Annotated in this window: 10 protein-coding genes; 9 read left to right on the top strand and 1 reads right to left on the bottom strand. The window is 34.0% G+C overall.

What is annotated here, in order from left to right; genetic code table 11:
• The first annotated feature begins 5 nt into the window (after positions 1-5).
• Positions 6-1,895 carry a selenocysteine-specific translation elongation factor gene (gene selB / locus FYJ71_RS09525; protein WP_154538633.1) on the top strand — a complete coding sequence of 630 codons (1,890 nt, stop codon included), beginning with the start codon at positions 6-8 and terminating at the stop codon, positions 1,893-1,895.
• A 154-nt stretch (positions 1,896-2,049) separates the two neighbouring features.
• Here the strand turns inward: selB and prdC are convergent, their stop codons facing one another.
• Positions 2,050-3,372, bottom strand: a complete 1,323-nt coding sequence (gene prdC, locus FYJ71_RS09520; protein ID WP_154538632.1) for a proline reductase-associated electron transfer protein PrdC — start codon at positions 3,370-3,372, stop codon at positions 2,050-2,052.
• A gap of 359 nt (positions 3,373-3,731) precedes the next feature.
• Between prdC and FYJ71_RS09515 the strand changes: the two genes are divergently transcribed.
• The 8 genes from FYJ71_RS09515 (at position 3,732) to FYJ71_RS09480 (ending at position 12,781) form a co-directional block, all read left to right on the top strand.
• Positions 3,732-5,153 carry a sigma 54-interacting transcriptional regulator gene (locus tag FYJ71_RS09515; RefSeq protein ID WP_235899120.1) on the top strand — a complete coding sequence of 474 codons (1,422 nt, stop codon included), beginning with the start codon at positions 3,732-3,734 and terminating at the stop codon, positions 5,151-5,153.
• A gap of 1,096 nt (positions 5,154-6,249) precedes the next feature.
• Entirely contained in the window at positions 6,250-8,163 is a 1,914-nt protein-coding gene (gene prdA / locus FYJ71_RS09510) for a D-proline reductase (dithiol) proprotein PrdA (RefSeq protein WP_154538631.1), read from the top strand.
• A gap of 23 nt (positions 8,164-8,186) precedes the next feature.
• Positions 8,187-8,564 (top strand): CBO2463/CBO2479 domain-containing protein, encoded by a 378-nt coding sequence (locus FYJ71_RS09505; protein ID WP_235899119.1) that lies wholly within the window; start codon positions 8,187-8,189, stop codon positions 8,562-8,564.
• A 24-nt stretch (positions 8,565-8,588) separates the two neighbouring features.
• Positions 8,589-9,320, top strand: coding sequence for a D-proline reductase (dithiol) protein PrdB (gene prdB, locus FYJ71_RS09500; RefSeq protein WP_091993719.1), 732 nt, complete (start codon positions 8,589-8,591; stop codon positions 9,318-9,320).
• Positions 9,321-9,446: 126 nt separating this feature from the next.
• Positions 9,447-10,205, top strand: coding sequence for a proline reductase cluster protein PrdD (prdD, locus tag FYJ71_RS09495; protein ID WP_154538630.1), 759 nt, complete (start codon positions 9,447-9,449; stop codon positions 10,203-10,205).
• 10 nt (positions 10,206-10,215) lie between these two features.
• Positions 10,216-10,683 (top strand): glycine/sarcosine/betaine reductase component B subunit, encoded by a 468-nt coding sequence (locus FYJ71_RS09490; RefSeq protein WP_091993716.1) that lies wholly within the window; start codon positions 10,216-10,218, stop codon positions 10,681-10,683.
• Positions 10,684-10,779: 96 nt separating this feature from the next.
• Positions 10,780-11,787: a proline racemase gene (locus tag FYJ71_RS09485; protein WP_154538629.1), complete on the top strand. Its 1,008-nt coding sequence runs from the start codon at positions 10,780-10,782 to the stop codon at positions 11,785-11,787.
• Positions 11,788-11,884: 97 nt separating this feature from the next.
• Positions 11,885-12,781, top strand: a complete 897-nt coding sequence (locus tag FYJ71_RS09480; protein WP_154538628.1) for a sulfite exporter TauE/SafE family protein — start codon at positions 11,885-11,887, stop codon at positions 12,779-12,781.
• Positions 12,782-12,961: the final 180 nt, after the last annotated feature.

The following is a 12,961-nucleotide window of genomic DNA, read 5'->3' as shown; positions in this document are numbered from 1 at the left end:
GATATATGAAGCATATTGTTGTTGGTACTGCTGGTCATATAGATCATGGTAAGACCAGTTTAATCATGGCATTGACTGGAAGAGAAACAGATACGTTGGAAGAGGAAAAGAAAAGAGGAATATCGATCAATCTTGGATTCACGTATTTTGATCTTCCGAGTGGAAAAAGAGTTGGAATAGTCGACGTTCCAGGACATGAAAAATTCATAAAAAATATGTTGGCAGGCGCCTCTGGATTGGATATGGTGGTTTTGGTAGTCGCAGCAGATGAGGGAATGATGCCGCAGACGATAGAACATATTGATATTCTTTCCTACCTAAAAATAAAAAAAGGTCTTGTAGTCATGACAAAATGTGATATGGTTGACGATGAGATGCTGGAGCTGGCTGAAGACGACATAAAGGAGGGGCTAAAAGGAACTTTTCTTGATGGAGTAGAGGTGCTGAGAGTAGATTCTCTTTCAAAAAGGGGTATTCCTGAATTAATTGCAAAGCTTGATGAAATGAGTGAAGAAGTTGAAGAAAAGAATACAATACTTCCACCTCGTCTGAATATCGATAGGGTATTTTCGATAAAAGGATTTGGAACAGTTGTGACTGGGACAATTATTGAAGGTATAATAAAGGTTAATGATGAGCTTGAAATTTATCCAAGTCATAAAAAGGTAGTGGTAAGAAATATACAAGTCCACAGTGAAAATGTCGACGTGGCTTATGCTGGCCAGAGAACAGCGATTAATCTTTCTAATGTAAAAGTAAACGACATTGAAAGAGGAGATATTCTCGCTGCATCTGATTCAATGTTGGAATCAATGATGCTCGATGTGAAGATTAAATTATTGAATCACGAAGGATGCAAGCTTGAAAACTGGGATAGATTAAAGCTTTATCATGGAACAAAAGAAATTTTGTGTAGGGCTGTCCCATTGGAAATTGAAAATATGAAGGCTGGAGATGAAGGCTTCGTTCAATTGAGACTTGAAGAAAAGATTGTCTGTAAAAAGATGGATCCGTTCGTTATAAGGACTTATTCGCCAATGGATACAATTGGTGGTGGTGTTATTGTGGATGTATCTAATGTAAAGCATAGCATTAACAAAGATATAAAAAAAATATTGGAAGATTTGAGAATTAAGGAATCTGGAGATGAAAAGCTTGTTTTAGATATATATTTGAAAAACAATTCTTATAAATTTCCCAAAATTCAAGATATGATGGCATATGTTGGAGTTGACAAAGAGAGAATTGAGAATTTGCTAGATGAATTGAGTTCAGAAAATAAGACCATAGATATTAACGGAAAAATAGTTCATGAGGAATACTACAGATTACTTAAAAATAAGCTTTTAAGAATTTTGAAAAAATATCATGAGGAAAATAATCTTAGACTAGGTATGCCAAAACAAGAGGCAGGAACAAAGGTAGAATCAAGCTTTAAAATTAAGGATATTGATTCATTTTTGGATCTGGTACAGTCTGATGGTGAAATAAAGATAATTGATAATACAGTTTCTCTGTTTGATTTCAAGGTTGAGCTGAATGAAGAGGAAATTTCAATTAAAAATCAGATTTTATTGGAATTAAATAAAAATGGATACGAAGATATATCTACAATTGAAGATATTTGTAAAAATGACAAGAAGAAAAAAAGTGTGCTTGACTCCATGATAGGTGCTGAGATTGAACTTTTGGATGATGAAAATATTATTGCTACAGAGCTGTATGAGAAAGCCAAGGAAAAATTGATTGATTATATTAATAAAAATGGCGAAATTAGCCTTGGTGAATTTAGAGATATGATGAATTCCAGTAGAAAGATTAGTATGTTTATATTAGAAAGCTTTGATAAGAAGAAAATTACTAAAAGAGTAGAGAATAAGAGGATACTATATTAATAGAAGTGTACGCAAAAATATTTTATAAATTGATACCAATCATAAAAAGATATCTATAATATGGCTATAAAAAGTGACCCTTGCGATGGTTTAACCAATCGCTAGGGTCACTTTACTATATAAATATCTAGCCAATATTAATTATTTTTATAAATTATTTTTTCTGACCGTCTTTTAAGAATCTGATTTTTTCAATATGCATTGTTTCTAGTATATTATCTGTTTCATGGTATACTGGAATGTTCATCTTTGGAGCAACTCCCATTACAGTATTTGTACAGTCAGTACAGTTAGAAATAATAACTGTCTGAGCACCAGCTTTCTTAAGGTTAAGCATTTTTTCAGCCTGTCCTGGACAATGTCCTGGATTTTCACATTTCAAAACTCCGCCTTTTCCTTCAATAGCTTGCTTACATTTCTGAACTCCTACAACTTCGGCACCCATGTAACCAGCGATTTCTCTTAATCTATCTTCGTTACCACCACATGCACATACTAGAATACCCATTTTTCTAGTATCCTTTGGATATGGTTTTGTAACCAATATACCACCAGTAGCTTTAACTATTGGTGCATCAAGAGAAGTGCTCTTTCCTGTGAAAGGTCCACCCATTATTATTTCACCGTAATTGTCATATTTGAACAATCCGCCAGCTCTATCTATCAAATCTCCAACTCTTGTACCTATTGGAACATTTCTGAAAACTTCGATTTGATTTGCAGTATTTAAGTAACCTGCAACAGTCAAATTCTTTTCGATTAGCGGTTTTAATTCATCAACAGCATCAGCTATTGCACACATAGTTTCTGAATTTATTACAACAGCATTTGCAGCAGAAGGCAACTTATCTGTTTCAAGAACTATACCAAGACATTCTCTTACTACAGCTCTTTCTTCTCCCATTGGATAAAGGTCAGGCATTGCCTTAACAGTAATTCTCTTGTCTCCATCAGCCTCTACAACTTTTTGCATTGCCAATATTTCTTTTTCATGTACTTCCTTTAGTGCGAAAACACCATGTGCAGCATTACATGCTTCCATACATAGCTTCATACCTCTTAAAAGCTTTTCAGGCTCAGCAAGTAATTGCTCCATATTATGAGAAAGTATAGGCTCACATTCCGCAGCATTACATAGTACATATCCAGTTCCACCTAAATCAGTTCCTAGCTTAACATGAGTAGGGAATCCTGCACCACCAAGACCAACTATACCTGCATTTTTAACAGTTTCAGCTATTGTTGCTCCCTTTTCAATCTTCACATAATCTTCAGATTGAACTTCATTTGCTTCAATTACTATTTCATCTTCTGTGATTTCAGTAACTTTACCATCTACACTTGCGTGCAAATATGCTCCAAGACCTTCAAAATCGGCAACTAACTGCCCTCTTTTTACTTCGTCTCCAACCTTAACAACTGGAGTATTCTTTGCACCAATATTTTGCTTTAATAATAGATGAATAAAATTTGACATAGTCATGCCCTCCTAAAAATATTTTTTTGAAATTTTTAAATTAATAATACAGTATGTTGTTGTATATATGTTTTGTTTGTTGTATATTTTATATTTTCAAAAAAGCATTTTTTGTTTGCTGATAGGCATATTATAGCATTACATAGAGAAAAATTAAAGTAAAAATGGAAAAGTTAAAATATTAATAATAAAAATCCAGTTTATTTATGTGTGATTTTGCATTTTTATACTGGATTTAATTAGATAATTATACCAAAATACGAGTAAATTTGTTCGACATAAAAATACCCGAGTACCAATTTTATATATATTTTGATATAATGTAATAAATATATTATTGGCGAAAGGTGAGGATAGGATTGTTTGATTTGCCATTGGTAATAAATGAAGAAATAGACAAAAATCACGATATTTTGATGGATAAATTTAAATCGTTACTGAATATTACTCAACAAATAAATGAGGGTATTTCCATGATTGATGTAAATGGAGTGGTTATTTTATGGAATTCCTTTATGGAGGAGAGATATAATATTCCTGCTTCAGAAATGTTGGGAAGAAAGATGAGCGACTTTTTAGAGGATACAATATCCGAGAGAGTGTTGAATACAAAGGTTGCTATGAGTGATGTATATTATAGCCAAAAGCATGACTTTGAGGAGCAAGAGCTATATGGATATGTGTATGCAAATCCAGTTTATTACGAAAACGAATTTGTTGGAGTTATATGCACAGAGGTGGACATAATAGATGCCAGTGAATTATCAAAAGAGCTAGAGGCTACGAGAGAAAAGATAAAATTCTTAGAAAATGAAGTAAAATCCCTGTCAATGAATAATTTTGACAAGATACTAGGCAAGAATAGGGCAATTGTGAAAGCGAAAAGTATTGCCAAGCAAGTTGCCAAGACAAATAGCTCGATATTGATTACAGGTGAAGGCGGTACTGGAAAAGAAGTATTTGCTAGGGCAATTCATAAGTACAGTGAGCGAAAAGGGACATTTGTTCCCGTTAATTGTGGCGCCATTCCTCCTGAACTGTTTGAAAGTGAGTTTTTTGGTATTGCACCAGGAGCAATTCGTGGTGGGGCAAAGGCAGGTAAAAGTGGAATATTTGAATTGGCAAATGGAGGTACGGTATTTTTGGATGAAATTAGTGAGTTACCGTTAAATTTGCAGGTTAAGCTTTTGAGAACAATGAGAGAGAAAAAAATCAGAAGGATAGGCGGAACAGAAGAAATAAATATTAATGTAAGAATAATATCCGCCACGAATAAAGATCTTGCTCAAATGGTTGAAGAAGAAGCATTCAGAGAGGATTTGTACTATAATTTAGATGTAGTAGAAATAAATCTACCTCCTTTGAGAGAAAGAAAGGAAGATATAGGTTTATTAATTTACTATTTTCTCGAAAAGCAATGTAAAGAGAACAATAAACCTTTTTTGAAAATTAGCAAGGATGCTTTCAAAGTTCTAGAGCGTCACGAGTGGAAGGGTAATATTAGAGAATTAAAGAGTACGGTGGAAAATATGGTTGTATTGACATCAAAAAAGACTCTTGATATTGACGATATTCCGAATTACATTCTTGATTCTGTAAGTAAAAATAAGCAGATGGAGATTTATCCGATGGATCTGAACGAAGCAATTAAACGCTTGGAGGTTAATAAGATTATAGAAGCCCTAGAAATTTCAAAGGGAAATAAGAGTAAGGCTGCCAAAATACTTAATATTCCTAGAACCACTCTGTACTATAAAATAGATGCATATAATATAGAATAACTAATGTGAGATTTTTGAACATATGATAATAACTACATTTGCGATTAGTGATGGAAAGTTCTTTTAAAAGCATATAATTGCTTGTAAGAGCTATTATGATCGCTTGTAGTAGTTATTATGATTGTTTGTGGTAGTTATTATGGTTGCTTGTGGTAGTTATTATGGTTGTTTGTAATAGTTATAAAGTGATTTTATAATAGCTGCAAGATACTTTTTGTGGAAATTATTGTTAAAAAACAACAAAATGTGTAAATGTTTTCAGCGAAATATGATTCAAAAAAAGAAAAATGAAAATAAATTAAAAATTTAAGTGAATTTGTGAAAAAATTATATAAATATTAGTTAATACAAAAAAAAATAAACTTAATTTAGTTAAGAAAGAAAAATAAACAAAAATAGAAAAAAAATAGCAAGAAAAAGTTAGAAAAACTAACCAAAAAGTGTCGATACATTGACATATGTTCAAAATTTGAACAAAATATTTTTTGAGTAAAAACAACAAACAAAAACCGTAAATTGATTGATAAAACTGAGTATATAAATTGATGATTATTAAAATACAAATAGAAAACAAAAAAATGTGTCGAAAAACAGTCAAATTTAATGTGTTCGATATTAGTTATAGAAAAAATCTATTTATTATTTATGTATTTATTGCTATAATAAAAATATAAATTAAAAATACACAAAAATCCTTGGTGATTTTTCGTATATTATTTAATAATATGTTTTGTTGTTGGTTTTGAATATTTTAAAAAAGAAAGGTATTTGCAAGAATACAGAGTGGAATTTAGTAGTGTTGCCATTATGATTGGCGTAATAAATCATTATTAAATTAACAACGAATTAAATTGTTTAATTGTTAGAATGATGGGTATATACCTTGAGTTTTGGTTTTGTTTAATAAGCATATTAAAAAACATTTGTTTACGAGGATGCAACTTGAACCTAAATTTTGTACATAAAGTACATATAATAGTAGTATTAAATAATATTAAATTAAATTAACAGTAACATCAAAGGTGCATCGTTAAAATAATATGCTTTTTATATCATAATAACATAATAAAAAATTATATTAAGGAGGTTTTTTGCTATGTCAATAACTAATGAAACAGCAAAAGCCCATGCTAATGATCCCGCAGTCTGCTGTTGTAGATTTGAAGCAGGGACAGTAGTTGAGGCTGCTAATCTTGAAGATCCAGCGATATTTCCAGATCTAATTGATTCTGGATTATTGGAACTTCCAGAAAACTACTTGACTATAGGTCAGGTTTTAGGTGCAAAATTAAAGGAAACTTTGGATGCGCTTACTCCAATGACAACTGATAATGTTGAGGGATATGTAGATCCATCTGCTGAGGAAGCTGCAGAGGAAGAAGCTGCTGAAGAGTCAGTTGCAAGCTTTGTTGCACCTCAGGCACAGTCAGCTAATGTTGGTGGTGTAATAAAAATCAACATAGGTGAAGGTAAGGGAATAAGCTTAGAAATTCCTACTGGTTTAGGTGGTGGAACAGTTGCAAATGCTGTTGCTGCTTCTGTACCAGCTGCTACAGTTGGAGTACCAGTTGAGGAAGAAAAGACTACAGTAATTAGAAGTCTTACTAAGAAACACTACAAAATAGATAAGGTTGTTTTCGGTGACAAGACTGAAATCAATGGAACTACACTTACAATAAGAAATCCTGAAACAATTTGTGCAGAAGCAGTTGCTACTGAAGAATTGGTATACGATTTATCATTGGATATAATTACTCCAGATAGATATAACGAATACTCAGAAGCAATCCTTGACCTACAGCCAATCGCAACTAAGGAATCTGGCGAACTAGGTGAAGGTGTTACAAGAGTTCTTGATGGTGTTGTAATGGTACTTACTGGAACAGATGCAAATGGTGTTCAGATTGGTGAATTCGGTTCTTCTGAAGGTGCTATGGATACTACAATGATGTGGGGAAGACCAGGAGCTGCTGATTTTGGTGAAATATTCATCAAGGGTCAGGTTACTATCAAAGAAGGTACTAACATGGAAAGACCAGGACCTCTTGCAGCACATAAGGCATTTGATTACATCACTCAGGAAATCAGAGAAGCCCTAAAGGCTGTTGAAGATGAATCTCTAGTTGTTAACACTGAAGTAATCGATCAGGTTAGAAGAACTGGAAGAAAGAAAATAGTAATAGTTAAGGAAATAATGGGACAGGGTGCAATGCATGACAACCTAATACTACCAGTTGAACCAGTTGGTACATTAGGTGCTAGACCAAACGTTGACCTTGGTAACGTTCCAGTTGTACTTTCTCCACTTGAAGTATTAGATGGTGGTATCCATGCATTAACTTGTATAGGACCTGCTTCTAAGGAAATGTCTAGACATTACTGGAGAGAGCCATTAGTAACTCTTGCAATGAACGATGAAGAATTTGACCTAGTAGGTGTTGTATTCGTTGGTTCACCACAGGCTAACTCAGAAAAATTCTATGTATCAAGAAGACTTGGTATGTTAGTTGAATCTATGGAAGTTGATGGTGCAGTTGTTACTACAGAAGGTTTCGGTAACAACCATATAGACTTTGCATCACATATCGAACAGATAGGAATGAGAGGAATACCAGTAGTTGGTGTATCTTATTGTGCTGTTCAGGGTGCTCTAGTTGTTGGTAATAAGTACATGACTCACATGGTTGACAACAACAAGTCAAGACAGGGTATCGAAAACGAAATACTTGAAAATAATACATTAGCACCAGAAGAAGCATACAGAATCATATCAATGTTAAAGAATGCTATAGAAGGTGTTGAAGTTAAAGCTGCTGAGAGAAAATGGAATAACAACGTTAAGTTGAACAATATCGATGCGATAGAAAAAACTTTGGGTATTAAGATTCCTCTTGAAGAAAACGAAACTTCACTTAACATGACTAGAAAGAGAAGTCAGCTATACGAAATAGCTGATATAGAAGCTGGTTTAGTTGAAGATACTTATACTCCTGTTGAAGGTGAAAAATAAGTATTAAAAGGTTCAAATACCTAATGAAAGGAGTTAGTATGGAAAGACTAAAATACATTTCCTCTGAAAAATATTACGAAGGTGTTATTACCAAAATAGAAGGAGGAGCTGTTACTATCGACTTAAAGGGTAGACTTGGACTATTTAAAATACCGAACAGAATGCTCATTTCTGACTACAATCCTCAAGTGGGACAAGAAGTTGGGTTTATGTTAAGTAACCCAGAGGTATTAAGTCCTGAACCCAATGAGGAGTATATTAGAAAGTTAGAAGGTCAGCGTAAAGTTGAAGAAAAGAAAAAATTGGAAAATCTGTCTAGACTCGAGAGAGAGATTCTTGAAAAGAAACAGATTCTACAAGAATTAAATGAAAAAATCGAGAAATTAGAACCAGAATTATAAAATACTTGAAGGGAGAGAATATAAATGAGTCGTAAGTTAACTACAGTACCAGGACTTCAATCTGAGATATATGTGCCAATCACACCTCCTCCAGTTTGGGCTCCTGTTACAAAACCGTTAAATGAAATGGTAATAGCATTGGCTACTGCAGCTGGTGTTCATATGAAATCTGATGAAAGATTTAATCTTGCTGGAGATACTGGATATAGAGCAGTTCCTGATACTGCAACTCCAGACGATCTAATGGTATCTCACGGTGGATACGATAACTCTGACGTAAACAGAGACGTAAACTGCATGTTCCCAATCGAAAGATTACACGAACTTGCTAAGGAAGGATTTATCAAAGGTGTTGCACCAATGCACTACGCTTTCATGGGTGGTGGTGGTAACCAGGAAGTTTTCACAAACGAAACTGGTCCAGCAATCGCTGCTAAGTTGAAAGAAGAAGGTGTTGATGGCGTTGTTATGACAGCTGGCTGAGGTACTTGTCATAGAACTGCCGTGATCGTGCAGAGAGCTATAGAAGAAGCTGGTATACCTACAATAATAATAGCAGCTCTTCCACCTGTTGTTAGACAGAACGGTACTCCAAGAGCGGTTGCTCCATTGGTTCCAATGGGTGCAAATGCTGGTGAACCACACAATGTTGAAATGCAGACTGGTATATTAAAGGCTACTTTGGAACAGTTAATTGCTATTCCATCAGCTGGTAAGATTGTACCATTGCCATTCGAATATCATGCAGCTATCTAGTAACTAGATACATGATAAAAAATAATAATATTACATATCCTTGTTGGGTGTGTTTTGGTAGGACATCCTCTATGTAAATAGGGGATGTAGTCCTACTAAAAAATATAAAGAAGGTGATTATTTACTATGGAGGAAAAGATTTTAAGACGACTTGTAATAAAGCCATTTCAAATAAATGAGGTAGTATTTGGGAATAGGTTTGCAATAAAAAAGGATGTACTTGAGATTGTTCCAGAGTTTATTGATGAATTAAAAAAGAATGATGATTTAATCACTGAAATAAAGCTTGATATCATTAAACCAGGTGATTACGATAGAGAAATCAATACCATTATGGACATTATACCAATTTCTACAAAAGTATTGGGAGATATTGGCGAAGGCATTACTCATACCATCACTGGAGCATGTGTTATGCTTACTGGTGTTGATGAAGATGGAAGACAAATGCATGAATTTGGCTCCTCAGAAGGTATATTATCTGAACAGATGATTTTTGGTAGAAGAGGAACACCTGACGTAAATGATTACATCATTCATATGGATGTTACGATAAAAGGTGGACTGCCATTTGATAGAAATCTACCTAACTCTTGTTTTAGAGCATGTGATATGTTTATTCAAGAAATAAGAAAAGTACTAAAAACAATAGACGGAAGATTAGCAACCGGATCGCATGAATTTGTTGATAAATTGTCGCCAGGAAAGAAAAAGGTAGTTTTGGTTAAACAGATTGCCGGACAAGGTGCAATGTATGACAATTTATTGTTCCCATCTGAGCCGAGTGGTTTTGAAGGTGGAACTTCAATTATTGATATGTGTAATATGCCTATGATACTATCACCTAACGAGTATAGGGATGGAATATTGAGAGCGTTGGTATAGGAGGTTTGTTATGGGAATAGGTCCGTCAACAAAAGAGACATCTCTTCATATGTTTAGAGATCCATTGGTAGAAGTAATGGGAGAAGATACTGACGTTGATTTCGTTGGAATAATGGTTGTTGGTACTCCTGACGATAATAAATATAAGAATTTGGTCGGCCAAAGAGCTGCAGCATGGTGCGAAGCCATGAGGGTGGATGGAGTAATCCTAAGTGCAGATGGCTGGGGAAATTCTCATGTTGATTATGCAAATACTTTTGAGGAAATTGGAAAGAGAGGAATACCTACTGTAGGTGTTACTTTCAATGGTGTACAGGCGAAATTCGTTGTTACAAACAAATATATGGATACGATCGTCGATATTAATAAGAGTGAAGAAGGTATCGAAACAGAGGTTGTTGGTGAAAACAATGTTGATATTGTCGATGCTAGAAAAGCACTTGTATTTTTGAAATTGAAAATGCGAAAGGCGAAATAATTTTCTAAATTGTTTAACATTTTATAAGAAATTATTTTGTATTTTTGTACATATATTAGTTAAAAAAATAATTATTTTGAATGGAGGTACTTAGTTATGAAGTTTAGTAAGAGTATTCACGCAATTGATTCACATACTGCGGGTGAAGCTACAAGAATAGTTGTTGGTGGTATTCCAAATATTAAGGGGAATTCAATGCCAGAAAAGAAGCAGTGGTTGGAAGATAATCTTGACTATTTAAGAACTTCTATAATGCTAGAGCCAAGAGGACATAACGATATGTTTGGTTCTATAATTACACAGCCAACTGATCCTGAAGCTGATTTTGGTATCATTTTCATGGATGGTGGCGGATACCTAAATATGTGTGGACACGGAACTATAGGTGCTATGACTTGTGCAGTAGAAACTGGAATGGTTCCAGTGACTGAACCAATTACAAAGGTAGTTCAGGAAGCACCAGCTGGAATAATCAGAGGTGAAGTTCTTGTTGAAAATGGAAAGGCTAAGAAAGTATCATTCAAGAATGTTCCATCATTCTTATATAAGAGAGATCAAGAAGTAGAATTACCAGGATATGGAAAGGTTAAATTTGATATATCTTTTGGTGGAAGTTTCTTCGCTATCGTAAAGGTTGATCAGATAGGTGTTGAAATAGTTCCAGAAAACGCTGGAATATTAAACAAATTGGGTATGCAGCTAAGAGATATAATCAACGCTGAAATACCAGTACAGCATCCAGAATTAGAGCATATCAAAACTGTAGATTTGGTTGAATGGTGGTCAGAAACTGACACTCCAAATGCTACTTTGAGAAACTGTGTTGTATTCGGTCAGGGACAGGTTGATAGATCTCCTTGTGGAACTGGTACAAGTGCTAAATTGGCTACATTGCATGCAAAGGGAGAATTTAAAATGGGAGATAAATTCTTCTATGAATCTATATTAGGAACTATATTCGAAGGTGAAATAGTTGAAGAAACTAAGGTTGGAGATTATGATGCAATAGTACCTCAGATTTCTGGTTCTGCATATATTACAGGATTCAATCATTTTGTAATAGATGATGAAGATCCAGTTAAGCATGGATTTGTATTGAAATAGTAAGTAAATGTGTGTTTGTGGAGGGGTTTTCCCTCCTCAAACTAAATTAGAATTTATTTTAAAATTATATTTTTGAATTATATTAGGGGGTATGTTTATGATAATTACTGTTTTACTGTGGTTATTTAAAATTGCATTTGCAGGCTCAGGTGTGGTATTGCTTGCTGATGTTATTAAGAGAAAGAGTTCATTGGGGAATACTTCAGGTGCTCAGATCGGAAAATCTGCATTTATAGGATTCTTGACAAACTTTGGTGATACACTTGGTATTGGTTCTTTTGGTCCTATAGTTGCTTTGTTAAAGTTATTGAAGGTTGATATTAATGATAAAGATATCCCTGGAACACTTAATGTTTCTTGTACTCTTCCAGTTCTTTTTGAAGCGATATTGTTTACTGGTGCTATAGAAATTGATCCAGTTACTCTTGTTGCATTAATTGCTGCAGCTGTTGTTGGTTCATATGTCGGCGCTGGTATAATATCAAAGATGGACGAAACAAAGATTCAGTTGGTTATGGGTGTTGCACTATTTGCCGCTGCTATAATAATGATAATAACTCATCCATACTTGAAGCTGTTTACTGTTGAAACTACAGCTACTGGATTGACTGGAGTGAAATTAATAATAGGTATTGTTGGTAACTTTATTCTTGGTGCCTTGATGACAGCTGGTGTTGGTTTATACGCTCCATGTATGGCGATGGTATTCTTACTAGGTATGAATTTAAAATCTGCATTCCCAATCATGATGGGATCTTGTGCACTATTGATGCCTGTTTGTTCAATCAAATTTATTAAAGAGCAGACTTATAGCCCATTGGTTTCAATTGTGATTTCTATTTCAGGTCTTTTAGGTGTTGCAATAGCATACTGGGGAGTAAAGAATGCCGATCTAAACAAATTGAAATTTGTTATTATCGCAGTTATTCTTTATACTGCATACAAAATGTTCTCAGCAGGAATGGCTGGTAGAAGAGCAAATCAACAGGGATAATTTATCGGATTATCTCACGGAGTAATTCATATCTCAGTAAATGAAGGACTCTAGTAATTAATGTTTAAAAAATAATTTAGTATGTATTTTTAATATTTAGTCTTGTATAAAACAATAAAGGAATGTATTAATTATTGTCCTGTAAGAAAGTATCCTGCATTCAGAACATATGGAGATGAA

Source organism: Peptostreptococcus porci, assembly GCF_009695815.1.
Taxonomy (GTDB): domain Bacteria; phylum Bacillota; class Clostridia; order Peptostreptococcales; family Peptostreptococcaceae; genus Peptostreptococcus; species Peptostreptococcus porci.
The sequence above is the reverse complement of the archived record's forward strand: the minus strand, read 5'-3'. Positions and strand labels throughout refer to the sequence as shown.

What these genes read in the sequence shown, in the direction of transcription:
- selB (WP_154538633.1), top strand. Translation starts at nt 6, where the DNA reads ATGAAGCATATTGTTGTTGGTACTGCTGGTCATATAGATCATGGTAAG.
- prdC (WP_154538632.1), bottom strand. Translation starts at nt 3,372, where the DNA reads ATGTCAAATTTTATTCATCTATTATTAAAGCAAAATATTGGTGCAAAG.
- prdA (WP_154538631.1), top strand. Translation starts at nt 6,250, where the DNA reads ATGTCAATAACTAATGAAACAGCAAAAGCCCATGCTAATGATCCCGCA.
- FYJ71_RS09505 (WP_235899119.1), top strand. Translation starts at nt 8,187, where the DNA reads ATGAAAGGAGTTAGTATGGAAAGACTAAAATACATTTCCTCTGAAAAA.
- prdD (WP_154538630.1), top strand. Translation starts at nt 9,447, where the DNA reads ATGGAGGAAAAGATTTTAAGACGACTTGTAATAAAGCCATTTCAAATA.
- FYJ71_RS09490 (WP_091993716.1), top strand. Translation starts at nt 10,216, where the DNA reads ATGGGAATAGGTCCGTCAACAAAAGAGACATCTCTTCATATGTTTAGA.
- FYJ71_RS09485 (WP_154538629.1), top strand. Translation starts at nt 10,780, where the DNA reads ATGAAGTTTAGTAAGAGTATTCACGCAATTGATTCACATACTGCGGGT.
- FYJ71_RS09480 (WP_154538628.1), top strand. Translation starts at nt 11,885, where the DNA reads ATGATAATTACTGTTTTACTGTGGTTATTTAAAATTGCATTTGCAGGC.